At 38.8% G+C, this 24,306-nt stretch carries 19 protein-coding genes and 2 pseudogenes; 3 read left to right on the top strand and 18 right to left on the bottom strand.

Features of this window, described 5'->3' with window-relative positions:
* Position 1 precedes the first annotated feature (1 nt).
* The 3 genes from mgtE (at position 2) to ppa (ending at position 5,041) form a co-directional block, all read left to right on the top strand.
* Entirely contained in the window at positions 2-1,378 is a 1,377-nt protein-coding gene (gene mgtE / locus PVV57_RS04180; RefSeq protein WP_273718142.1) for a magnesium transporter, read from the top strand.
* Positions 1,379-2,617: 1,239 nt separating this feature from the next.
* Positions 2,618-4,444 carry a translational GTPase TypA gene (gene typA, locus PVV57_RS04175; RefSeq protein WP_273718141.1) on the top strand — a complete coding sequence of 609 codons (1,827 nt, stop codon included), beginning with the start codon at positions 2,618-2,620 and terminating at the stop codon, positions 4,442-4,444.
* A 66-nt stretch (positions 4,445-4,510) separates the two neighbouring features.
* Positions 4,511-5,041 (top strand): inorganic diphosphatase, encoded by a 531-nt coding sequence (gene ppa, locus PVV57_RS04170; protein ID WP_273718140.1) that lies wholly within the window; start codon positions 4,511-4,513, stop codon positions 5,039-5,041.
* Between the two features lie 52 nt (positions 5,042-5,093).
* Here the strand turns inward: ppa and PVV57_RS04165 are convergent, their stop codons facing one another.
* The 18 genes and pseudogenes from PVV57_RS04165 to PVV57_RS04085 all read right to left on the bottom strand — a co-directional run.
* Positions 5,094-5,408 (bottom strand): DUF167 domain-containing protein, encoded by a 315-nt coding sequence (locus PVV57_RS04165; RefSeq protein ID WP_273718138.1) that lies wholly within the window; start codon positions 5,406-5,408, stop codon positions 5,094-5,096.
* A gap of 22 nt (positions 5,409-5,430) precedes the next feature.
* A complete protein-coding gene (locus PVV57_RS04160; protein WP_273718136.1) occupies positions 5,431-5,724 on the bottom strand; it encodes a YggT family protein in 294 nt (97 codons plus the stop codon).
* A gap of 328 nt (positions 5,725-6,052) precedes the next feature.
* Positions 6,053-6,613, bottom strand: coding sequence for an invasion associated locus B family protein (locus tag PVV57_RS04155; RefSeq protein WP_273718134.1), 561 nt, complete (start codon positions 6,611-6,613; stop codon positions 6,053-6,055).
* Between the two features lie 109 nt (positions 6,614-6,722).
* The gene (locus PVV57_RS04150; RefSeq protein WP_273718133.1) at positions 6,723-7,244 is read right to left on the bottom strand and encodes an RNA pyrophosphohydrolase; all 522 of its coding nucleotides are present in this window, start codon (positions 7,242-7,244) and stop codon (positions 6,723-6,725) included.
* 37 nt (positions 7,245-7,281) lie between these two features.
* A complete protein-coding gene (locus tag PVV57_RS04145; RefSeq protein ID WP_273718131.1) occupies positions 7,282-8,592 on the bottom strand; it encodes a S41 family peptidase in 1,311 nt (436 codons plus the stop codon).
* Complete coding sequence (locus PVV57_RS04140; RefSeq protein ID WP_273718284.1) at positions 8,582-9,826, bottom strand: murein hydrolase activator EnvC; 1,245 nt, start codon at positions 9,824-9,826, stop codon at positions 8,582-8,584. The genes PVV57_RS04145 and PVV57_RS04140 overlap by 11 nt, the downstream gene beginning before the upstream one ends.
* A 134-nt stretch (positions 9,827-9,960) precedes the next feature.
* On the bottom strand, positions 9,961-10,443 hold the full coding sequence (rlmH, locus tag PVV57_RS04135; RefSeq protein WP_273718129.1) for a 23S rRNA (pseudouridine(1915)-N(3))-methyltransferase RlmH: 483 nt from the start codon (positions 10,441-10,443) through the stop codon (positions 9,961-9,963).
* 1 nt (position 10,444) lies between these two features.
* On the bottom strand, positions 10,445-10,834 hold the full coding sequence (rsfS, locus tag PVV57_RS04130) for a ribosome silencing factor (RefSeq protein WP_273718128.1): 390 nt from the start codon (positions 10,832-10,834) through the stop codon (positions 10,445-10,447).
* A gap of 107 nt (positions 10,835-10,941) precedes the next feature.
* Positions 10,942-11,535, bottom strand: coding sequence for a nicotinate-nucleotide adenylyltransferase (locus tag PVV57_RS04125; protein ID WP_273718126.1), 594 nt, complete (start codon positions 11,533-11,535; stop codon positions 10,942-10,944).
* Between the two features lie 29 nt (positions 11,536-11,564).
* The gene (locus tag PVV57_RS04120; protein ID WP_273718124.1) at positions 11,565-12,821 is read right to left on the bottom strand and encodes a glutamate-5-semialdehyde dehydrogenase; all 1,257 of its coding nucleotides are present in this window, start codon (positions 12,819-12,821) and stop codon (positions 11,565-11,567) included.
* A gap of 44 nt (positions 12,822-12,865) precedes the next feature.
* Positions 12,866-14,005 (bottom strand): glutamate 5-kinase, encoded by a 1,140-nt coding sequence (gene proB / locus PVV57_RS04115; protein ID WP_273718283.1) that lies wholly within the window; start codon positions 14,003-14,005, stop codon positions 12,866-12,868.
* Position 14,006: 1 nt separating this feature from the next.
* The gene (obgE, locus tag PVV57_RS04110; RefSeq protein WP_273718122.1) at positions 14,007-15,032 is read right to left on the bottom strand and encodes a GTPase ObgE; all 1,026 of its coding nucleotides are present in this window, start codon (positions 15,030-15,032) and stop codon (positions 14,007-14,009) included.
* Positions 15,033-15,205: 173 nt separating this feature from the next.
* Positions 15,206-15,934: an RlmE family RNA methyltransferase gene (locus PVV57_RS04105; RefSeq protein ID WP_273718120.1), complete on the bottom strand. Its 729-nt coding sequence runs from the start codon at positions 15,932-15,934 to the stop codon at positions 15,206-15,208.
* Positions 15,935-15,963: 29 nt separating this feature from the next.
* A complete protein-coding gene (locus PVV57_RS04100; protein WP_273783522.1) occupies positions 15,964-17,274 on the bottom strand; it encodes a Ppx/GppA phosphatase family protein in 1,311 nt (436 codons plus the stop codon).
* A 946-nt stretch (positions 17,275-18,220) separates the two neighbouring features.
* Positions 18,221-18,817 carry an invasion associated locus B family protein gene (locus PVV57_RS04095; protein ID WP_273718116.1) on the bottom strand — a complete coding sequence of 199 codons (597 nt, stop codon included), beginning with the start codon at positions 18,815-18,817 and terminating at the stop codon, positions 18,221-18,223.
* On the bottom strand, positions 18,814-20,484 hold the full coding sequence (locus tag PVV57_RS04090) for a YadA-like family protein (RefSeq protein ID WP_273783520.1): 1,671 nt from the start codon (positions 20,482-20,484) through the stop codon (positions 18,814-18,816). Before PVV57_RS04090 ends, PVV57_RS04095 begins: the two co-directional genes overlap by 4 nt.
* Positions 20,485-20,502: 18 nt before the next feature.
* A pseudogene (locus PVV57_RS10510) lies at positions 20,503-20,592 on the bottom strand (hypothetical protein); the annotation flags it as partial.
* Between the two features lie 41 nt (positions 20,593-20,633).
* Positions 20,634-24,306 (bottom strand): annotated as a pseudogene (locus PVV57_RS04085) (hypothetical protein); the annotation flags it as partial.

The following is a 24,306-nucleotide window of genomic DNA, read 5'->3' as shown; positions in this document are numbered from 1 at the left end:
CATGACTGAAATCAAAACGACCTTCGACTTCAAAAATTTTTCTCCTGAAGCTCTCGCTGAAAAATTAAAAAGTCAGCATTTTGCGGACTCTATTGATATCATCAATGACCTCGATATCATGGAGCGTGTAACTATTCTCAGTCTTCTGCCTCTTGAGTATGTTATCGAACTATTTGATAAACCAGAGCTTGAGCAACCTGTTGCTATTTTAGAACTTCTGCCCATAAATCGTGCTGTTGAAATTCTTGATGGCATGTCTGCAGATGCTGCTGCAGACGTCTTTCAAGAAATGGATAAAGAAACCCGCACGCGGCTTTATGCCTTGCTTAAACCCTTAACGCGCGCTGAACTTAAAAAACTCACCAGTTATCCTGATCATACAGCAGGGGCACTGATGACAACAGAATTTATAGTGGTTCCTTCAAACTGGACCATACAAAAAACTTTGGATCACATTCGTGAGGTAGAGCGAACACGAGAAACAGTTTATACCAGCTATGTAATTGACCCTAAAACAGGAACTCTTCTCAAAGCTGTTTCACTGCGTAACCTTATTCTTGCCTCACCTGATGAACAAATTCTTAATGTTCCTACCCATGACTCGCCCATTACAATATCGCCCTTCACGCATCATGAAGATATTGCGCGTCTTTTCCAGCGCCATGACCTTCTCTCGGTGCCCGTCGTTGATGAAAATAACCATGTCATTGGCATTGTAACCGTTGACGATGTGCTTGATACTATGGTCGATGAGATGAATGAAGACGCCTATAAATTTGGGGGTATGGAAGCGCTTGATAAGCCCTATATGCAAATCAAATTTCCTGAAATGATGAAAAAACGCGGCGGCTGGCTCGCTTTACTCTTTATCGGTGAAATGCTAACCGCAAGCGCTATGCAACATTTCGAAACTGAACTTGAAAAAGCGATTATTCTTACACTGTTTATTCCTCTCATTATGAGTTCAGGAGGAAATTCCGGTTCACAAGCTACATCCCTTATTATCCGCGCATTGGCTTTACGTGAACTCACGCTGAAAGACTGGTGGAAAGTTATCATTCGTGAAATTCCAACAGGACTATCCCTTGGTCTCTTACTCGGAATTATTGGCGTTACGCGCATTGCTCTTTGGCAAAAACTCGGTATCTATGACTATGGACAACATTGGATTGCTGTTTCAACAACTGTAGGCACCGCTTTAGTCGGCATCGTTACCTTCGGTTCTCTTTCTGGCTCTATGTTGCCCTTTATCCTTAAAGGTTTAAAATTTGATCCTGCAAGTGCTTCTGCTCCTTTTGTGGCAACTTTAGTAGATGTCATGGGTATTATAATCTATTTTTCTGTAGCTTCCCTTATTTTGTCAGGAACTCTTCTTTAAACATGTGATGTAAAAACAAACCCTTATGGAAAGATCTTGCCATGTTGTTTCAGATCTTTCCATAAGAGCACAAGCTCTATTATTTGTTTTCTAGCGCATCAGTTTATAAATAATACATCATTTTTATATTAAATCATACCGTAAAATTATCTCATCATAATCTTCTCATAAAATCATCTTCTTGCTTGTCATAGGTGGGATAGATGTGTGGATGGAAATTATATCAAGAAAGGAGTAAAATACTCCTTATGTCTTCTCTCAAATATACAAGCTGTCGCAATATGACAGCTGAGACAAGAATAATAATGGAGGTGATATAGGGTTTATACGCTTCACAAAGGCGTTGAGGGTATACCGTTCACGTGTATTAGAGCATTCATTGGCCCTATCATGCAATGGATATGTGATATTAAGGCATCTCTCTTTAAAAGAAGACAGAAATGTGCACAACAAATGTATTCTTTTTAGAGCGTTCTATTTGTAGGAGAGGTATAATTCTATAAAGTATGATAAACAAAAGTGTAGGCAATACACCAATCTCGATGATTTTAAATGTAATTCTTGAGAAGATCTTAAAGTCATAAAACCGAATTAAAAATAACAGCAAAGAGGGAAACTTTCTATACCTTCATATTCTTTATAAATCAGGCTGTGTTCGTATTTCATAAATAAATCAAATAGATATCATTTTTCCTCTCATCTGGCATACAAAAGTTAGAACTTCTTATAAAATTCTTAAATCTCAGTATTTATCTTAAATATGCGGTTGCATTAAATCTGGAGATGTTGATTGACAAACTCCAAAAGAAACGAAAGCTTTATTAGGAATAACAATGTTATAAAGCTGTCAATAGATTGGCTATAGATTGAGAGATATTCTAAATTTTTATCAATATTTTTGCAAAACAACAAAGATGACACAGCTTGCTTTACTTATTCCTACAAGCCGTTCATATAAATTTCTTGCGTCATATTGATAAAAATCCAGTTGACTATGATTTATGGACAATTCTTGGCTCGAGAATAGAACACACACGAACGATAAAGTTCTTTTACGAAACTCCAGCAATTAAGGCTTCATAGAACATTAAAGACTTGGATGAATCGTTTTGCCATAAAAATATGGTCTCTATCTTCCAAAATTATAAAAAAACATGTAAAAGGCTTTTTAATAGTCAGGCGAAGAATGTAAAGACTTTGCCTCAAATGAAATTTCATTAAACGAAAAGAAGAAAATTTATGCAATTGCGTAACATTGCCATCATTGCCCACGTTGACCATGGGAAAACAACGCTTGTAGACGGACTTCTCAAGCAATCAGGAAACTTCCGTGATAATCAGCGTACAAGCGAACGTATGATGGATTCAAACGATATTGAAAAAGAACGTGGAATTACAATTCTAGCGAAAGTAACATCTGTTGTTTGGAAAGAGACTCGAATTAATATTGTTGATACACCAGGACATGCTGATTTTGGTGGAGAAGTTGAACGTATTCTAAATATGGTTGATGGAGCCATCGTCCTTGTTGATGCAGCTGAAGGACCAATGCCACAAACAAAATTTGTCGTTGGGAAAGCATTAAAAGTGGGATTGCGCCCTATTGTTGCTATTAATAAAATCGACCGACCTGATGCACGCGTTGATGAAGTCATTAATGAGGTTTTTGACCTTTTTGCCGCTCTTGATGCAACCGACGAACAGCTTGATTTTCCTATTCTTTACGGCTCGGGGCGCGATGGATGGATGGCTGAAGCCCCTGAGGGACCAAAAGATCAGGGACTTAGTCCTTTATTTGATCTTGTAACGCGGCATGTTCCTTCTCCTAGTGTAGCAGAAGGACCATTCCGCATGATTGGGACTATTCTTGAAGCAGATCCGTTTTTGGGGCGAATTATTACAGGTCGTATTCATTCCGGCTCTCTAAAACCCAATCAAAATGTTAAGGTTCTTGGGCAAGATGGAAAACTTTTAGAAACTGGACGTATCTCAAAAATTTTAGCATTTCGTGGTCTAGAAAGGCAACCTATTGAAGAAGGAAGTGCTGGTGATATTGTTGCGATTGCAGGTCTACAAAAAGGTACCGTTGCGGATACTTTCTGTGATCCAGCTGTTAATGACCCCCTTACGGCTCAACCAATTGATCCTCCTACTGTTACGATGAGTTTTCTCGTCAATGATAGTCCCCTTGCAGGAACGGAAGGAGATAAAGTAACAAGCCGTGTCATTCGTGACCGTTTGTTAAAAGAAGCAGAAGGCAATGTCGCCCTTAAAATTGAAGAATCAGCCGATAAAGATTCTTTCTATGTTTCAGGACGAGGAGAATTACAGCTTGCGGTTCTCATTGAAAATATGCGCCGTGAAGGATTTGAGCTTAGTGTTTCACGCCCACGTGTTGTGATGCAAAAAGATGAAAATGGAATAACTCTCGAGCCCATTGAAGAAGTTGTTATCGATGTTGATGAAGAATATTCCGGTACTGTTGTACAAAAAATGTCTGAACGTAAAGGCGAAATGGTGGAATTGCGCCCTTCTGGAGGTAATCGTGTCCGCCTTGTTTTTTATGCGCCCACTCGAGGACTCATTGGTTATCAATCTGAACTTTTAACGGATACCCGTGGTACAGCAATTATGAATCGCCTTTTCCATGCTTATGAACCTTATAAAGGAGACATTGCTGGGCGTGTTAATGGTGTTATGATTTCAAATGACAACGGTGAATCTGTCGCTTATGCTCTTTTTAATCTTGAAGATCGCGGGCCTATGATCATTGATGCAGGTGTGAAAGTCTATCAAGGTATGATTATTGGCATCCACTCACGGGATAACGACTTAGAAGTCAATGTTTTAAAAGGAAAAAAACTCACCAATATGCGTGCGTCTGGAAAAGATGAAGCCGTAAAGTTAACGCCTCCCATTAAAATGACATTAGAACGTGCTCTATCGTGGATACAAGATGATGAACTTGTGGAGGTCACCCCTAAAAATATTCGTCTCCGCAAACTTTATCTTGATCCCAATGAACGTAAGCGTTTTGAAAAAACGCGTGCATCAATTTCAAGCTAATTTCATAATCTCTTTGGTAAAATATTTTATTGTAAGCCTTACTTTAATCCCAGAAAGGATGTCTCTATGAATATTAAGGAAATACCCGTAGGCAAAAACCCACCAGAAGATATTAATGTTATTGTGGAAGTCTCTCTTGGTGGTCAACCAATAAAATATGAGATGGATAAAAAGTCGGGCGCATTATTCGTTGACCGTTTTCTTCATACCTCAATGGTTTATCCTGGAAATTATGGTTTTGTTCCTCATACACTTTCAGATGATGGTGACCCTATTGATGTTCTTATCTGTAATACCCGTCCACTGATGCCTGGTTGTGTGATCAATGTTCGCCCTATTGGGGCTCTGATGATGGAAGATGATGGTGGTAAAGACGAAAAAATTATTGCCATTCCCACACCAAAATTAACAAAACGCTATATCAATATTCATGACTATACAGACCTGCCTGAGATTACACTCAAGCAAATTGAACATTTCTTCAAGCATTATAAAGATTTGGAACCTGGAAAATGGGCCAAAATTGAAGGGTGGCGTAATAAAAACTTTGCTCATGAATTAATTAAGCAAGCGGTTGAGCGCAACAAAGAAATATAATAATTTTAATAACATAAGGCCTATTTTTTAATAGGCTTTATTATTTATTTTTCTACGAGATACGATCTCTAAAGGATTGCCATATCTCCTTTAACTCTTCTAAATGTGTTGAAAAGTGAAGTTGTTTGTAGCGAGATGTTGCCCCACTTTTCAGAGAAATAGAAGAAGATGGAATTTTCCACTGCTTCGCAAAAAATTTAATGAGAGCTTTATTTGCTTTGCCATCTTCAGGAACAGCACGAAGGCGTGTAACCAGATATTGTTTCTCACCATCCCTACATTCAATCCCTATTATTTTGTCAACAGATGATTTGGGAATGAGGTATACAAACAAAATCAAACTACTTTTATCAACTTGATAAAACATATATTTGCCTCAAATCACATTTCTATAGATACATGCTTGCGTAAGCGCGCCACATAAAAGTACGAATAAAATAAATAATAATAAACACCACAATAGGCGAAATATCAATTGTTCCCAAATTTGGTAAAATCCGCCGGATAGGGTTTAAAATGGGATTTGTAAGGCGATATAAAAAGTTTCCTATCAAAATAACAAAGCGGTTGCGCGAATTTATGATATTAAAAACATAAAGCCAAGAAAAAATGACACTAGCAATTAAAATATCAATATAAATATTAAAAACCAAATCAATCGTTTGAAGCAATGCATAAACCATGCGTTATCTCTTTCAATCCAGGAAACAGAAAAGCGTATAAAAAGCCTTCGTTAAGATAAGTCTGTATATTGAATACAATATTTATACTCTAATATTCTGTGAATAAAAGACTAAATATTCCAACTTCTCCGCCTCTCCATTTAATGATGATGAAGCGAGAAGACAAATATCAAAATTAAAAATAGTGCAATGGAAAGAAAAGAAACAGAAAATAATCTGAAAACTTTAAAACCTCTTAATTATAAGATTAACCTTAAATCTCATCGTTTGAATGATCATATACGCAAAAACTAAAAACGGCCTTAAAAGGCCGTTTTTGTTTTTAAAATTATTTCTGCAAAGCAATCAAACGGTTAAGGGCATTACTAAAACCATCGAGCTGAACAAATAAATCATTCAAAGCTGGTTCACCTGCAGCCGCAATTGTCATCGCCAACTTTAATTGTTTTCCAGAACGTAAAGCTGCTACGTGATTTTTGTCAAAAGCAACTGGAACCATGCAACCTGCTGGTACACAAGTCCGAATACCGGTTTCAATAACAGCTTTTCCTTCATCAACTTGTAAACGGACAGGCTTAGAAACCAAAATGCCAAAAGGAACTGTTAAATTACCCGATACAACACCTTCAGTATTGAGAATAAGGCTCATAGCCACAATAACACGCCCCTGCTCATTTACTTCTTGACGGTGCATAAAACAAATTCTTTTCCCTTCTTGTAACCCACAGTTAATGGTCCACAAACCATAGGTTTCAGTTAAAGAAGAAGCGCCATTTGGCAATGTCGCTGCTGCCTCTTTCGGTGCAGAAGGCTTTGAACTTGTTGCAAATGCAACAGATGAAATACTCAAAAGAGTACAAACTATAAGTAAATTAAATAACTTTTTCATTTTATATTCCTGTTCTTTACATAAAAGAGAAACATGATTATCATTTATAAATAATATACATCATATAAAGCATCTTAATAAAAAAAGCTTTCTCATAGTCATATAGCTTTTATAATGACCTAAGGCTACCTCGAAATTCGTTGACAACTCTCATATAAACATGCTTTTTAAAAGAAACAACAATCAAAGGAAGGGTTTCTAGATCAATCCATTTCCATTGATCGAATTCCGCTTTATTGCCGTCTGGCGGTGGATTAATTGCAATTTCAGAAAGCTCTCCCGTAAACTGAAACGCAAACCATTTTTGCATTTGCCCACGATATTTGTTGCTTAATGCGCTTCCAACAAGTTCTTGTGGAAAATCATAGTGGAACCAATTTTGCGCTTCTTTAATCAACTTTATAGATCGAATACCCGTTTCTTCATAAAGTTCACGATATGCCGCATCTAATGGCTTTTCATCTTCATCAATCCCTCCTTGAGGAAGCTGCCAACGATGCGATATTTCAATATCCGCATGAGCAGGCGTCATTAAACGACGCCCGACCCAAACTTTACCTTCATGATTAAAGACAACAATCCCAACACATCTGCGATAAGGAAGAGTCTTCAAGTTAACATCTGCATCCATTATATTCCTCAAAAGCGCAAGCTATCGATATCATTTCTCACTTTAATATATCCTTATTGGGATCTGGTGGAAATGCTGCATTCGCCAGCTCACCCCGTAACAGTTTGTAAGCCTCATTCAATTGAATATCATCCTTAGGATCTTTCGGAACAAAAGCAGCTGAACCAGATCCTTTATTGTTTTCTCGTTTCCCTTTGATATGCCCTTTTAATGCGGACTCACCAACTTTTACATCATAACCCTTATATTTTTCAGGAAGTGGTTGCTCTACAATAATATCAGGTGTGATCCCTGTTCCTTGAATAGAAGTGCCAGACGGCGTATAATAAAGTGCTGTTGTTAAACGTAAGGCACCATCTTCGCCTAGAGGAATGATCGTTTGAACAGATCCTTTACCAAAAGATTGCGTCCCTAAAATTGTTGCACGACGATGATCTTGTAGGGCACCTGCAACAATTTCAGAAGCACTTGCCGAACCACCATTAATAAGGACAATGAGTGGTTTTCCATTGATGACATCACCTGGCTTCGCATCAAATCTCGTCACATCACTCTTTTTACGGCCACGCGTTGATACAATCTCACCTTTATTGAGAAAAGCACTCGAAACATTAACAGCTTGATCTAAAAGTCCACCAGGATTAAGCCGCAAATCAAGAACATAACCTTTTAGTTTATCTTCAGGAATTTTAGATTGGATATCTTTAATCGCTGCCAGAAGATTCCCTAATGTCTGCTCAGAAAACTGAATAACTCTTAAATATCCAATGTCGCCCTCAACCCGATATTTCACCGCTTTTACCTTGATAATATCACGAATAATTTTAACTTCAAATGGCTGATCAACGCCAGAACGAATAATTGTTAAAGTAATTGGTGTTCCAGGAGCCCCTCGCATTTTATTAACAGCTTCATTCAATGTTTGACCATTCGTTTGTACATCATCAATTTTTGAAATAAGATCTCCTGCTAGAATACCTGCTTTTGAAGCGGGGGTATCATCCATCGGTGAAACAACTTTAATTAAGTTTTTTTCCATAGTGACCTCAATACCAAGACCTCCGAATTCTCCTTTCGTAGAATCCCGCATATCTTTAGCTTCTTCAGCATTCAAATAAGATGAATGGGGGTCCAGTGATGTAAGCATGCCATTGATAGCATTTTCAATAAGCTTTTTATCATCTGGAACTGTGACGTATTGCTTACGCACGCGTTCAAAAACATCGCCAAATATGGCCAATTTTTTATAGGCGTTATCTTCATTATTTGCAGCAACAGACTGCACCATAATCATTGAACAGGCGCCGAGCAATACCCCAGCGACCAAAAGAATAACTTTACGAATCATTTTGGCTCCTTCTCATTTTTTCAGTCTGCCACCAAGGAGTTGGATTTACAGGCTTTCCCTGCTTTCTAAACTCAATGTAAAGCATTGGAGAAGCTTTTCCTATATCCAATGCAACACTATTTGCAATAAATTGCATCCCCATCATACCCAGAGGCTCACCTGAAAGAACAAACTGCCCCTGTTTTACATTAATTTTCGACATTCCAGTAAGAATGATATGATAACCATTTCCAACATTGAGAATGATTAACTGTCCGTAAGAACGAAATGGCCCAGCAAAAGCAACAAAAGCATCCGCAGGCGATATAACAACAGCCCCTGACTCTGTTTCTATCGTCTCACCAAAACGCGTAATCTGCGAATTCTTATGAGAATATCGGATTCTTTTTCCTGAAACAGGAAAAAGTAAAGAACCTTTTCGGCTTTCAAAATTGGATTGCTCTAACAATTGTAAACTTTTCCGTATCTGTATTGATGAATCAGAGTTAAGTTTTGACTGACGGTCAAGCTCTAAAATCAATTCTTCCAAAGACTGCGCTTTTTTAGCAAGAGCAATATTTTTTTGTTGCTGTTCTGTAAGTTCTTTTTCTGATTTTTTTTGTAGTTTGTTTTTTTTGTCTAATAAAAGCTCTAGACGTTTTCGCTGTTCTGCTTGACTTTGCAGTTTGGTCTTTAATGCCGTATATTCCATAGTAATGGAATTGCTTAAATTGGTCAACTCCTTGAGTTTCTCTGTTAAATCTCGTGTTTTCTCTTGCATCTGAGGAATGACAGCCCCTAATAAAACAGAACTGCGCATAGAAGCCAACACATCCTCTGGCTGTATCACAAGAGCTGGAGGTGGATTTAATCCCATACGTTCTAAAATTGCAAGAACTTCTGCAAATTCAGTGCGACGACTTTTTAAACTTTGATAGACTTGTACCCGCTTTTCTATCATTTTTTCAAGCTTTTCTTCCCTTTCTGCAATATCATCTGCGACTTTACGTTCTTCTTGAGCAGCTTTTATGAGTGCATCACTCAAAACACGTTGATCTTTTTTTAAATTCTCAACTTGACGCGTAAGAAAAACAACACGCTCACGCGAAAGTGAAATATTTTGACGAATTTCTCCCAATTCTTTATGTACTTCTGTACTCCTCATTGTATCTTCCGCATGCGATGCAGAAAAGCAAAAAAACATACTCAAGAGCAGGATGACAAATATCACGCATTCCCCATATAAATATCGCATCTTTCTATGAAGAAGCTTTTTCATTTGCAAAAACCATAACACCTCATCGTATACACGAGAGATGCTTTAAACGGTGTCGGCTAAAACTATATTAATAAATATATAAATAAGTGATAAAAATTGAACAAAAATATTTAAAAACGATGATAGGGATGATGATTTGCAATGGTTACAGCACGGTAAAGTTGTTCTGTGAGAAGAATGCGTGCAATTTGATGTGGCCACGTCATAAAACCAAAAGATAAAAGAAAATCAGCACGATTCCTTATTTGTTCATTATGCCCATCAGGTCCCCCCAAAGCAATGATGACATCTCGAATGCCTTCATCACGATAACACCCTAATTTTTCAGCAAAAGCAGCTGAAGAAATCGACTCTCCACGCTCATCCAACACAATTAATCGACATTTTTCAGGTAAAAATTCAATAAGTTTTCTTCCCTCTTCCTCCATACGTTGACACGCTGTTTGAGCACGACTTTCTGGTATCTCTTGTAACTTTTTTAAATGAAATCCTACAGCTCCAGAACTTTTAGAAAAACGATCCAAATAATGCAGAACCAATTTTTGCTCTGCTCCACTTTTCATACGACCAACCGCAAAAATAGAAATTTGCATTTTAATGATCTCCGAAGAGAACCGATGTTGTATTGTTTAAATCTGGAGCCATCCATATTTTTTCTAAATTATAAAAAAGACGAATTTCCGGACGAAAAAGGTGAATGATAATATCACCTGTATCAATTAACACCCAATCACCTCCAGAAAGCCCTTCTACACGTGCAAGGCCTTGCCCACTGTCTTTCCAAATGCGTAACAAATGATCAGCAATAGAAGATACATGACGCTGGGAATTTGCTGAAGCTATGACCATATAATCAGCCAAAGATGACTTCCCTTGAATATCAATAGCAACAATATCTTCTGCTTTTGTATCTTCTAAACTCTTGAGAATAATTTCCAGACTCTCCTTAACAGAAAAAACTTCTTTTTCTGTTAAGGGCATCATATCGTAAGAGTGGTTTTGTACAACGTTTTTCAGATCAATATTCCTTTCTTATTGTTGTAGAATGTAAAAAAGCTTTCTCTAAAGAGAAGCAGAATCTTATAAATTGTTCAAGAAAAATTATTCTTCTTCAAACGAAGGTTTGTTGAAGATTGAAAAGATAAAGGTCCATGCAAATAAGTCCAAGCTGGTGGTTTTATAAAAGGTAATCGCTCACTTTCTCTCTCATCCAAACGAAACTGGTGATAAATGTGTGCCATAGGAGAAGAGAGAGCTGACTTATTGCCTAAAGGACGGTCAATAATTGCAATAGGAAGCATAGAGACAATATCACGCCATCGATACCAATGATGAATCGTTGTAAAACTATCTGCACCTATAATCCATACAAAATTTACGCCACTGTAATGATTCAGAATATGAAAAATCGTCTCGACTGATACTTTGCTCCCTATAGCCTGCTCAAAACCTGTTAAGCGAATTTTCGGATGATCAATAAGCTTAAAACTTAATTGCATCCTCTCCTCTAAAGGAAGCAACTGTGTACAATCCTTTAAAGGATTCCCTGGACTAACCATCCACCATAACTGATCAAGATGCAAACGACGAATAGCAATTTTTGCAACAAGAAGATGCCCCGCATGCGGCGGATTAAAGGAACCACCAAAAAGACCCACAACATTGGATCTTTCAACAGGTGGCATACGATTTTTCCATGGAAAAAATGGATTTTTCAAGCTCTAACCTGACCATTTCCTTTAACATGATATTGAAATGATGTCAGCTGTTCAACACCTATGGGACCACGTGCATGCATTTTTCCTGTTGCGATACCAATTTCCATTCCAAAACCAAACTCACCTCCATCAGCAAATTGTGTGGACGCATTGTGCAATAAAATAGCTGAATCCAAATGATTAAAAAAATTCTTCACCACTTCCATATCCTCAGCAATAATCGATTCCGTATGTCCTGATGAATAACGCTTAATATGAGAAATGGCTCCCTCAACCCCTTCAACCGTTTTAACAGAAAGAATAGCATCAAGATATTCATGTGACCAGTCTTCTTCAGAGGCTAATTTCACATCTGGCAGAAGAAATACAATATCTTCTGTGGCACGGATTTCACACCCCTTCTCCTGTAAAGCAGTCAAAACAGGAAGAAACTTTTTTAATGCCTCGTTGTCAATGAGAACTGTCTCAACAGCACCACATATCCCTGTCCGACGCAACTTCGCATTTAAAACAATATTGCGCGCCATATCCAAATCTGCTGATTTATCAATATAAATATGACAAAGTCCCTCTAAATGGGCAAAAATTGGAACACGTGCATCAGACTGAACGCGCGCAACAAGACTCTTTCCACCACGTGGCACGATCACATCAATCGCTCCATCCAATCCTTTGAGCATTTCCCCAACGGCAGCACGATCTGTCGTTGCAACCATTTGAATTGCATCTTTCGGTAAACCAGCGCGCTCCAAACCTTGTACTAATGCACGATGAAGAGCATGTGAAGAATGAAAACTATCCGAACCACCGCGCAAAATCGCGGCATTACCCGCTTTTAAACACAAAGCACTCGCATCAACTGTAACATTTGGGCGACTCTCATAAATAATACCAATCACACCAAGAGGTGTCCGTACACGACTTATATGAAGCCCATTGGGGCGTGTCCACGCACTCATGACCTGCCCAACCGGATCAGATAAACGAGCAACTTGGCGAACACTATCTATCATTGCACCCAAACGCAATTCATCTAATTTGAGCCGATCAACCATTGCGGCTTTCAAATTATTCTGAGCAGCCTTCTCTAAATCCAAACAATTCGCCCGTAAAATTTCATCTGAGTGAGCCTCTAGACTTAAAGCGATCATTTCCAACGCATTGTTCTTTTGCTCAGAAGAAGCAACAGCCAAAGCTGCAGCGCCAAAACGTGCTTTTTTTCCCATATCTTTCATTTGTTCTTCTAAAGTCATCGTATCATTCACTCTACCAAAACAATAAAACCAAAGTAACTTTTTTAAACAGAATTGGTCAAGCAGCGTAAAATCATATCATTACGATGCACCATAGCAGAGCGTGCCTCATACCCAAGAATAGATTCTATTTCTTCGCTTTTACGCCCTATAATGCGTACAGCTTCATCTTTGCCATAACTTACAAGTCCACGCGCAATCTCAACCCCATTTATATCAACAATAGCAACCGTATCCCCACGATGGAAATTTCCCTCAACAGCAATAACCCCTGCTGCTAATAATGATTTTCCTGATTCAAGAGCCTTAATGGCTCCTTGATCAATCGTCAAAATACCAGACGGATCTAAATGACCAGAAATCCATGTTTTCCAAGCACTAACAGATTTCTCACCGGCCGCAAAAAAACTCTTGCGTTCACCTTTGTCAATCGCCGCAAGGGGATTCATACGTTTGCCTGAAGTAATAATCATCGCCGTTCCAGCAGCATTCGCTATCTTTCCAGCATCAAGCTTGGTCTTCATTCCTCCCCGCGAAAACTCTGAAGCAGCAACATCTGCCATTTTTTCGATATCATGCGTAATGGACGCCACAAAAGGAATAAATTCAGCCGTCGGATCACAATGGGGAGACTTTGTATAAAGACCATCGATATCAGATAAGAGTATTAAAAGATCTGCGCCCATCATTGTTGCCACACGTGCAGCTAAACGATCATTATCACCATAACGAATTTCATTCGTCGCGACAGTATCATTCTCATTAATAACAGGCACTGCTCCAAAACGTAAAAGCACATTGATCGTCGCACGTGCATTGAGATAACGCCTTCGCTCTTCCGTATCAAATAAAGTGAGCAAAATTTGACCTGTTTTGAGCCCATGTTGTGCAAGCGCATCACCATAGGTTTTCGCTAATTCAATTTGTCCCAAAGCAGCACATGCCTGACTTTCTTCCAATTTCAAAGCTCCCTTAGGAAGCTGTAGCAATGTCCTTCCTAGCGCAATAGCGCCTGAAGACACCAATAATATTTCTACGCCTCCTTTGTGCAATTCAACAACATCATTAATCAAGCTTTTAAGCCATTCAACGCGTAAACCTGTCTGAGGATCAACCAAAAGTGCAGATCCAATCTTGACCACGATACGTTTATAGTGTGTGAGTTTTTGCAATCCAACAGCCATCTCAATCAATCCTGCTATCCCCACCCATCTCCTCTTTGCGTGACATCTCAATAATATGTGCACCAGCACGCAGTACATTTTCTAAACCTTCGCGACTAACAGCCGAAAACATCATAACAGGTTGATCCGTTTCTCTTTGCAAAGCTTCCTGCTTCATTTTACGCTCTTCAATCGTGAGCGTATCTATCTGGCTTAACGCGACAATTTCAGTTTTATCACTTAGATTATTTCCATAGGCCTCAAGTTCATGACGCACAATTTGATATGCTTTTGCAACATCTTCTTCTTGAGCAGAAATCAAATGAAGGAGGACCCGACAACGTTCCACATGTCCTAAAAAACGGTCTCCAATTCCCACCCCTTCATGGGCTCCTTCGATCAACCCCGGAATATCAGCCAAAACAAATTCACGACCATCAATTCGTACAACACCAAGATGAGGATGGAGAGTGGTAAAAGGATAATCTGCAACTTTTGGCTTTGCTGCCGTTACAGAAGCTAAAAAAGTTGATTTTCCGGCATTGGGTAAACCAATAAGCCCCGCATCAGCAATTAACTTCAAACGAAGCCATATAGCACGCTCTTCTCCAGCTAAACCTGGATTTGCGCGACGCGGTGCCCGATTTGTCGATGTTGTAAAATGAAGATTACCAAAACCGCCATTCCCTCCTTTCGCAAGGCGATAGCGCTGTCCCACTTGTGTTAAATCACAGATTAACGTTGTATTATCTTCTTCAAAAATTTGCGTCCCAACCGGAACTTTAAGGATGACATCATCACCCTTCTCACCCGTCATATTACGCCCCTTGCCATGCCCCCCTGTTTTTGCTTTAAAATGCTGTTGGTAGCGATAATCAATCAGCGTGTTAAGCCCATCAACAACAAGAGCCCAGACATCACCACCCCGTCCTCCATTCCCTCCATCTGGTCCCCCAAATTCTATGAATTTTTCACGGCGAAATGATACTGCTCCAGAACCTCCATTACCAGAACGAATATAAACTTTAGCTTGATCAAGAAATTTCATTGGAAGCACTCACTGAGGAATCACTTTCTCTACCTCTATAGGCAATACATTAATTTTACCAGTTTTTCATCATTGATAACAGAAAAACTGTCACTATTGCTGATAACTCTTTGAGAAAAAAGTCATCCCATTTAAATAGGTTAAGTAAAGTGAAGCCTTCTTAAAAGAAGGCGCTATTCTTGTATTTTTGTTTTTCCCTTAAATTCAAGTGCTAGAAGATAAAGCTCCACGGATTCTGATCGGCTTGCGGGTGGTTTAACATGATAGACTTTTTTAAAATGCTGTTTTAACATTGCGAGAAGAGTATTTTCTGCTCCTCCTTGAAAGGCCTTTGCTAAAAAATGTCCCCCAGGCTTCAAAACCGAAAGAGCAAAATCAGCTGCAACTTCACATAAATAAATCGTTCTTAAATGATCCGTCTGACGATGACCTGTTGTTGGCGCCGCCATATCAGAAAGAACCACATCGGGTTTTGTTCCTAGAGTTTCAATTAATTTCTGCGGTGCATCTGCATGTAAAAAATCCATTTCTAGCATCGCAACTCTAGGCAATGGATCAACATGCAAATAATCAATACCAACAACACTAGGTTTTTCATCACTTGATCCTACTATGCGCTCAGCTACCTGACACCATCCCCCCGGTGCTGCCCCTAGATCAATAACTTTTTGACCTTTTTTCAGAAACTTATAACGCTCATTAATTTCAATGAGTTTATAAGCCGCGCGCGAACGATAACCATCTACTTTTGATTGATGAACATAAGGATCATTCAAATGCCTCTCTAACCATCGCCGTGATGAAGCTTTAATGGTTCCAGTTTTCTTTTTTACGCGCTGATATAATTCATGTGACCCTGAACCTCCATAGCCACCCGTTGGGGTTTTGGTTGTTTTTTTCATCTGTATTCATTGTCTCCACATTTAATTCTTTAACGCTTGAAATCTCTGCTCTTTCTACGACGACACCACACACCATCGCGTAACATCAGCTCTATCAAAATTCCTTCCCTTAATCCACGATCAGCAACTCTTAAACGCTGACTTGGCCAAACTTCTCGAATAACATCTAAAATTGCACAACCAGCTAAAACTAAATCTGCCCTCTCTCGCCCAATAAAAGGATTTATGACACGTTTTTCTATATCCCATGACAATAAGCGTTTTGTCATAAGAGTAATATCTGCATCATCCATCCAAATGCCATCTACTTTCCTCCTATCATAACGCTCTAAATTAAGATACATCCCTGCTAAAGTCGTAACCGTACCGGAGGTTCCCAAAAGATGAAACTTCGATCCTTGCGCTAACTCTCCTAATTTATGACGATCTGAAAAATTATTTAACAACCCTCGCACATAACTTTTCATTTTTTCAAAATCATCTAAACTAATATTATTCCCTCCAAAACGTTCAGCAAGCGTAACAACACCAACAGGAAGAGAAGTCCAAGCAGTAATTTGTCCAGCTAAACGAAAAGAACGCTTTTGAGAAACATCAAGGAGCACAATTTCTGATGATCCTCCTCCAATATCAAAAAGCACAATTGCTTCAGTATTTGGTTCAACAAGTGTACTACATCCTGTAACAGCAAAACGTGCTTCTGTTTGCCGATCAACAATTTCTAATTCAAGACCTGTCTCATCCAAAACACGCTGAATAAAATGTCTACCGTTTTCTGCTGAACGGCAAGCTTCCGTTGCAATCAAACGATAACGCTTAATATGCCTTTGTTTTAGCTTTAAACGACAAATCTTTAACGCTTCAATCGCGCGATCCATAGCTTGTGTATTAAGAAAACCATTATTTATTAAACCTTCTCCCAATCGCACAATACGAGAAAAAGCATCAACAACACGAAAATATCCAGGTTTACTAGGAGATGCGATAAGAAGACGACAATTATTCGTTCCCAAATCAAGAGCCGCATAAAGAGGTGGAGATTTTACTTGAGAGAACCGTCTAAGAAAAGGCGCTTTGAGTTTTTTTGTTTTTTGAGCATCTATCATTGTCTGACTATAAAACTCAAAAGCTGTCTCCGATTGGATCAAAACCTGTTTCTGTTTACAATGTCTTTTTCTCTGTTGCCTCTTTATATCAACAAGGATAGAGCATGCCTCTGTTCGTGACAATGCAGAACGATTATTTCTATCATTCTCACACTGATCATACAATTGATTTGCTTTGCTATCGTATAATTCTCCTTGCTTTGACTCTTTTGAACCATAATTTAACGGGGTCATTTCTCTTATCCCTTGAGTGTTTCCCCCAATAAATAAACGCGAAAACTCTTCTGCTCATTCCTAAATAAAGCAACAATGCAGCATCAAATGATAAAATACAAGAAACCATTCCCTTTTTTCTTATCATCGAAATTTTCTACGCTAGTATCATTCAAATTTTGTATAATCTTTTGATGTTTCCGTGAAGTCATACTTTTCTTTATGAACTTAAAACTATAAATTAATCGTTTACGTTCACATCAATTTTGTAAATTATGCTATTTTTATATCATTCACACGAAGTATAGCTCTATTGTAACAAACCAGTACCTTCATACTCTTTGCTAACGCTTAAGGTTGCAACAACCTATATATTGATAGAGTTTATAAGAAAAAAAAATTTTTTCAATCGCGTTATCCACAAACGAACCTCGTTTGTTATATGCAACAAAATGGCTTTGATTATGCTAGAATAAAAGCTTCATGGTCCTACAAAATATAATTACGATAGTCGTTATCTCGTGAATACAAAGAAAAATTATCATTCAAAAAATTCTCTAGGATTATAAATTTACTTGTTATTATAATATTTCAATTGAAAAATATTAATCTTTAATCAGACCGCTTTAAAAAGCCATATGAAACTTCGAAAAAATCCTAGCCTGCTCCTTATTAGTAAGGAAGCCATATTTCTATTTATTTAAAATTGAGTATTTCTAATCACTTTTTATTGCTAACAACTAACGCCATCACTCTTAAGATTTGTGGAACGCTCTAACCTAATTTTCTATTATATAAAGCACTCATTGTGGCTTTAACTTCATAAAACTCCCACTCTTTCGAATAAATCACCTCTCTATCATATTACATAAAACTTCTCACTTATTGCACCTTATAATTTACATTCAAAAATATAACACAACGATTTATGAAAAAATGTCTCTTGTTAAAAATACTCAATGAATTTCTAAGGGCGCAAAGAATTAAGCGCTGCGTTTAATCCTTTAAATGGCACAGTAAAAGAAAATACCTTTCCCTCTTTAAGTTTATAGGAAATACGTACTGTATTGTCCTGCTCTATTTGTTTAGTAAGAACCGGCCCTACTGGTGATTGTGCCAAACAAACCGTTTCATTACACTGCGTATAATGAATAAGAACAGGTTTTTTTACACCTTTCACAAACATTTGAATCGGAACATTTATATCAGAATTTGGTAATGTTCGAAAAAGAATCACTGCTTGACCATTTGTCGTAGAAACAAGAGACCAACTAAAAACGGTATTTCCTTCCTGATCATGAACAGTCTGTGTCACATTACATATACCTTGCTTAAGCTTTTGTTTTTCATCACAAATCAAAGTCCAGTCATAAAACTGCATAATAATTCGACGTGTTTCACCTGGTTCTCCTCTAGGTATCGATAAGTGCGGTGGATGCACTGTATAAATATTATTGTTCTCGTTAGCAAAGCTTTCGCTCTTGCCTATTAAGACAAGAGCAAACAGAACTTTTATTAACATACTTCTCTTTTTTACAATAGCAGCCATTTTTTCTATTATCATCTCAACCTCAGAGTAATTCCAGCACCTATCCCCCAGTGACCTCCAGCACTCGTAATAGATACATTCGACCGAATATTTCCATCTTCAGATGTATAACCAGCCCCAATAGCAAATGCGGATTGACTGCGCCACAAACCACTACCAAATGAAACACTTAAAGATCCTGGTATATCATAGTAACGTAAGTTGGATACCGCTAAACCAATCGCTGCTGCTTGTCTTGCTTCCTTGCGAACATCCTCAACAGCATAATTTAGCGTCTCAAACTTCATATCCGTATACGAATTAGCCTCATTAACGCCATCTTTTACAATATTAGAAACTTGTTTATCCGTATACTTTTTGGCATCTTCAAGAACCGTCTTCATCTGCTGTTCTGTGTAATCATGTAACTGACCTCCATTAACAGCTTCTTTCGAACCATTTTCAATCTTTCCATCCGCTACATTGTCTATTAACACTGGAGAACTGTCATCGCCACCAACCAACGTAACTTTGTTGGTCTTGTTACCATCAGCATCTTTATCATACTGAACAGAGCCCTCCGTAAATTTAGTTTCAATATCCTTGACCTGATCTGTAATCATCTGCTGGGTTTTCCAAAGCTGACCTCCATTAACTGCTTCTTTCGAATCTTCGTCTACTTTCCCATCCTCTACATTGATAATCTTACTAGGACTCTTAACCCCCTGATCATCAGCGTGAGACGCATCATAGCTCCCTTCCTTTTCATTCCAATTCAGACCATTCGAAGAAACATCCTTTTCAACTTCTTTTATACGATCGTTGATTGTGCTCATGCTGTCATTAACAACATCAAATGCTTCAGAAACACTCTTACGCTCTTCTTTATCACCTTTCGTACCATCTTCATTGAATGCTTGAACGTAGAATGTGGGGGCTTGCCAGTTCCCTTCCTTATCATAACCAGCTCCTCCACCAAAATAGGAGGCAAAGCTCTGTTGAAGAGTATAAATCTGACCACCATTAATTGCATCCGTTGAATCTTCTGATATCTTACCTTCCGCAAGGAACGTGATCTTGCTGTTGTCCTTTTTACCTTCTTCTCCATGTTGCGCTACAAACGCACCGGCATCATCACTCCACAACAACGCATTCTGCTCAATGTTGTCTGAAATCTCATTATGAAGATTCTTGAAAACCTTATTGATACCGGCAAACGCAGCTGCAATGCTATCATAATCCTCCTCTTCAAAGCTGCCATCTTCTTGGAAAGTCATTATCTTGAAACCTGGAAGGCTCCATTCTCCATCAACATACTTAGCATCACCACCAAAATACGTCGCTAGAGACTGATTCAGATCATAAATCTGTCCACCATTAACCGCATCACTCGAGCCCGATGCTATAGAACCATCCGCAAGTGATGTGATCTTGCTGGCTGTCTTCTCACCGTCCTTTTCTCCATGCTTGGCTACAAAGGCACCTGTAGTCTTGTCCCACAACAAGGCATCGCCTTGCACAGATTCTGTGATGTTCGTGACTTTTTCATTAAAGTCTTTAACAATGTTCTGAACATTCTTATCAATTCCTGCAAACGCTTCCGCTACATTATGATGTTCCTGTGGATCACCTTCCGTACCATCTGCATTGTAGGTTTTAAGCGTGAACGTTGGTTCGCTCCATTCGTCATCTTCATACTTCATTTCACCACCAAAATACTTGGCTAGCGTCTGATTCAAAGAATAAATCTGTCCACCATTAACCGCATCACTCGAGCCCGATGCTATAGAGCCATCCGCAAGTGAGGTGATCTTGCTGGCTGTCTTCTCACCGTCCTTTTCTCCATGCTTGGCTACAAAGGCACCTGTAGTCTTGTCCAGTTCAAAGAATCCTGAGAAACACTTTCAGAAACATCCTTAATACGCTGGTTTACATTCTTGACACTAGTATCAAGCCCTTCAAAAGCTGTACCAACATCTTTAAATTCGCCCTCTTCTACCTTACCCTCTGTAGAAATCTTAGATAATTTATAAGTGGGATCAGTAAACGTGCCATCGCTAAATTTTGCATCACCACCCAAAAATTTAGCAACATCCTGAGAGATTGCATCAATCTGATTACCATTGATAACATCATGAGAATCTTTGGCAATCTTACCATCGGCAACATTATGTAATGCAACTTGACCTTTACTTGGGTCTCCAAAAGTCACACTATCTTTGTTAACTTTACGAGCTGATCTTGTAAATCCGCGGACGTCATCTGAAGCTTCTTCCTCATCATAATCATAGAAAACTGCAGCTGAACGCACCTCTTTAATTTCATCAGAAAGTTTCGTTACATTTTTATCAAGCTGACCCTTGTTAACTGCCTCATCGTCCTGTTCTGCCTCCTTCACGCCAGAAAGAGTGCGACTCTTACTGTCTTTATCGGCAATAGTGATTGCAGCACCATCTTTTTCGCCACCAATTTTGATAACCTTTGTTTCGGCATCTTGCTTAACAAGGCTATCGCTTACTACATTAGTAATATCATTTTTAATATTCGTGAATGAGCTGCTAACATCAGCAAAGGCATCTGCTACATTATCATAACTCTTCTCTTCACTAGGAGTGCCATCTGAATTAATGGTTTTAAGTTTGAAACTTGGCGCTGCCCATTCTCCCTTATCATTATATCCAGCACCACCGCCAAAATATGAAGCAACCGTCTTATTCAATGAATAAATCTGTCCACCCGTAACCGCATCCGTTGAGTGTTCAGAAATCTCTCCATTTTGAAGAGAGGTAATCTTGCTGTTTGTCTTTTCACCATCTTTTTCTCCATGCTGCGCTACAAACGCTTTTGCACTATCACTCCACAATAGTGCATTCTGCTTAATATTTTCAGTAACCTCCGTATTGCTTTGAGTAACCTCTTTTTGAAGATTCTCAAAAGACGTACCTACTCCCGCAAAGGCTGAAACTATATCATCATAGCTGCTCTCTTCAACAGCACTGCCATCTTCTTTAACTGTCTTAACTTTGAAGCTTGGGGCTACCCATTTGCCACTCTCATAGCTAGCTTCTCCTCCTAAAGACTTTGCAACACTGCTCCCTAGTGTATAAAGCTGTCCACCCGTAACCGCATCACTCGAGCCTGATGCTATAGAACCATCCGCAACATTATGGAGACCCACAGCTGTAGAATCCTTACCTTTACCCAAAGTCACACTTGTATAATTAATGCCGCCATTTTCTCCATCTTTTTTATCATAATGAACAACGGCTGATTCATCAGATTGAAGATTATCAGAAAGATCTTTTAAACTTTTATCAAGCTGACCTTTATTAACAGCTTCATTATCATTCTCTGCTTTCTTTACACCAGAAAGAGTCCGATCTTCTTTATTCTTGTTGGCTATATTGATTTCACCCCCACCTGTTTCTGCTCCAACAGTAATACGATTAGTTTTGTCTTCTTGCTTCACAAGGCTATCACTTATCATAGTGCTAATCTCATCATGAATACTCTTGAAAGAAGATCCAACACCAGATAAAGCATCTGCTACATTGTTATAGGACTCCTCACCAATATCGCCATCAGAGCCGATTTGCTTAACTTTGAAGCTAGGATCTGTCCATTGGCCATCCTTATATTCAGCTCCACCGCCAAAATAGGTCGCAAGCGTATTGCTCATTGAATAAAGCTGACCACCTGTAATAGCATCTGTCGAATCCTTAGAAACATCACCATCTAAAAGAAATGTAATCTTGCTGTTTTCTTGGGTTGCTACAGCTCTGCCTTCTTCTTGCTTCTTTTCATGACGCGCTACAAAAGCATTGGCTTCATCATTCCACAATAAGGAATCATGCGCAACGCCCTCTGAGACTTCCTTAATACGATCGTTCACAATCTGGATATTATCATCAAGTCCTTTAAAGGCCAAACCAACATCCTCATAGGTTTTGTCATCTACCTTACCATCTTTAGAAACTGTCGATAAGTCATACTTTGGTCCTTTAAAGCTTTCACCATCAAAGGATACAGTACCACCTAAAATCTTTGATAAATCATCTGTAATAGTATGAAGCTGTCCACCCGTAACCGCATCGCTCGAGCCTGATGCTATAGAACCAGCCGCAAGTGATGTGATCCTGCTGCTTGTTTTGCTTTCCTTATCCCCATGCAAGGCTACAAACGCTTTTTCACTTTCATTCCATAACAAGGCATCACCTTGGACTTCTTGCGTAATATTCGTTAGTTTTTCATTAAAATTTTTGATCTCATTCGTTAGATGAGTATTCACATTCTTGACACTCGTATCAAGACCAGCAAACGCACTACCAACATCGCTATATGACTTTTCTGTTGCCGTACCATCGTCAGTAATATTAGAAATATTATAAGTCGGAGCGGTAAAAACACCCTCTGTAAATGTTGCACTACCACCTAAATATGTCGCAGCCTTATCGCCTAATGAATGAAGCTGCGAACCATTTACTGCTTCATTTGAATCCTTGGCAATATTACCATTTCCAACATTACGCAAACTAACAGTGCCTTCCTTTGGATTTCCAAAAGTCACACTGGTTTGTTTCGCTTTACGCGCTGATCTCATAAGTGGATTGATCTCTTCTGAATCCTCTTCTGTATCGTAATCATAAAAAACCGCCACAGAACGAACATCTTCAATATCTTTAGAAAGTTTATCCACGTTCTCATCAAGCTGCGCTTTATTAACGGCTTCATTGTCCTTCGTTGCTGTTTTCACACCGGAAAGCGTTCTATCCCCTCTATCCTTATCCGAAATACTGATACTCGTACCTTCTTTTTCGCCACCAATCTTGATCAGATTTGCCTTTTCATCAAACTTAACAAGGCTATCGCCTTTCACATTGGCAATTTCATTGGTAATCTCATTTTTTACATTTGTGAGGGAAGTGCCAACACCCGCTAAAGCTTCAGCTACATTTCCATAACTCTTCTCTTCAGAGTTGCCATCATCTTTGACTGTTGTAACCGTGAATTTTGGAGCATTCCATTCACCTGCGTCGTTATACCCAGCACCTCCACCGAAATACGTCGCAACTGTCTTATTCATGGAATAAAGCTGTGAGCCATTGACTGCATCGGTTGAACTTTCAGTAATATCTCCAGCATGCAGAAATGTAATCTTGCTGTTTTCTTGAGTTGCTACAGCTCTGCCTTTTTCTTCTTGCTTCTTTTCATGACGCGCTACAAAGGCATTGGCGTCATCATTCCACAATAAGGAATCATGCGCAACGCCCTCTGAGACTTCCTTAATACGATCATTCACAGTCTTGATATTCTTATCAAGTCCTTCAAAGGCTAAACCAACATTAGTAAAGGCAGTCGGTGAACTCACTCCATCTTTAGTAATACTGGATAAATTATAAATCGGTTTTTTAAAAGTGCCATTCTCAAATGATGCATCACCCCCTAAAAATTCTGCAATATTCTGAGAGATTGTATTAATTTGATCACCCGTGATCGCATCACCTGAACCCTTAGCAATCTCACCA

Source organism: Bartonella sp. AU15XJBT, from assembly GCF_028618615.1.
Lineage (GTDB): Bacteria > Pseudomonadota > Alphaproteobacteria > Rhizobiales > Rhizobiaceae > Bartonella.
Note: the sequence above shows the minus strand (reverse complement) of the source record. Positions and strands in the feature narration are given on the sequence as shown.

What these genes read in the sequence shown, in the direction of transcription:
- mgtE (WP_273718142.1), top strand. Translation starts at nt 2, where the DNA reads ATGACTGAAATCAAAACGACCTTCGACTTCAAAAATTTTTCTCCTGAA.
- typA (WP_273718141.1), top strand. Translation starts at nt 2,618, where the DNA reads ATGCAATTGCGTAACATTGCCATCATTGCCCACGTTGACCATGGGAAA.
- ppa (WP_273718140.1), top strand. Translation starts at nt 4,511, where the DNA reads ATGAATATTAAGGAAATACCCGTAGGCAAAAACCCACCAGAAGATATT.
- PVV57_RS04165 (WP_273718138.1), bottom strand. Translation starts at nt 5,408, where the DNA reads ATGTTTTATCAAGTTGATAAAAGTAGTTTGATTTTGTTTGTATACCTC.
- PVV57_RS04160 (WP_273718136.1), bottom strand. Translation starts at nt 5,724, where the DNA reads ATGGTTTATGCATTGCTTCAAACGATTGATTTGGTTTTTAATATTTAT.
- PVV57_RS04155 (WP_273718134.1), bottom strand. Translation starts at nt 6,613, where the DNA reads ATGAAAAAGTTATTTAATTTACTTATAGTTTGTACTCTTTTGAGTATT.
- PVV57_RS04150 (WP_273718133.1), bottom strand. Translation starts at nt 7,244, where the DNA reads ATGGATGCAGATGTTAACTTGAAGACTCTTCCTTATCGCAGATGTGTT.
- PVV57_RS04145 (WP_273718131.1), bottom strand. Translation starts at nt 8,592, where the DNA reads ATGATTCGTAAAGTTATTCTTTTGGTCGCTGGGGTATTGCTCGGCGCC.
- PVV57_RS04140 (WP_273718284.1), bottom strand. Translation starts at nt 9,826, where the DNA reads ATGCGATATTTATATGGGGAATGCGTGATATTTGTCATCCTGCTCTTG.
- rlmH (WP_273718129.1), bottom strand. Translation starts at nt 10,443, where the DNA reads ATGCAAATTTCTATTTTTGCGGTTGGTCGTATGAAAAGTGGAGCAGAG.
- rsfS (WP_273718128.1), bottom strand. Translation starts at nt 10,834, where the DNA reads ATGATGCCCTTAACAGAAAAAGAAGTTTTTTCTGTTAAGGAGAGTCTG.
- PVV57_RS04125 (WP_273718126.1), bottom strand. Translation starts at nt 11,535, where the DNA reads ATGCCACCTGTTGAAAGATCCAATGTTGTGGGTCTTTTTGGTGGTTCC.
- PVV57_RS04120 (WP_273718124.1), bottom strand. Translation starts at nt 12,821, where the DNA reads ATGACTTTAGAAGAACAAATGAAAGATATGGGAAAAAAAGCACGTTTT.
- proB (WP_273718283.1), bottom strand. Translation starts at nt 14,005, where the DNA reads ATGGCTGTTGGATTGCAAAAACTCACACACTATAAACGTATCGTGGTC.
- obgE (WP_273718122.1), bottom strand. Translation starts at nt 15,032, where the DNA reads ATGAAATTTCTTGATCAAGCTAAAGTTTATATTCGTTCTGGTAATGGA.
- PVV57_RS04105 (WP_273718120.1), bottom strand. Translation starts at nt 15,934, where the DNA reads ATGAAAAAAACAACCAAAACCCCAACGGGTGGCTATGGAGGTTCAGGG.
- PVV57_RS04100 (WP_273783522.1), bottom strand. Translation starts at nt 17,274, where the DNA reads ATGACCCCGTTAAATTATGGTTCAAAAGAGTCAAAGCAAGGAGAATTA.
- PVV57_RS04095 (WP_273718116.1), bottom strand. Translation starts at nt 18,817, where the DNA reads ATGATAATAGAAAAAATGGCTGCTATTGTAAAAAAGAGAAGTATGTTA.
- PVV57_RS04090 (WP_273783520.1), bottom strand. Translation starts at nt 20,484, where the DNA reads ATGAAGTATGAAGATGACGAATGGAGCGAACCAACGTTCACGCTTAAA.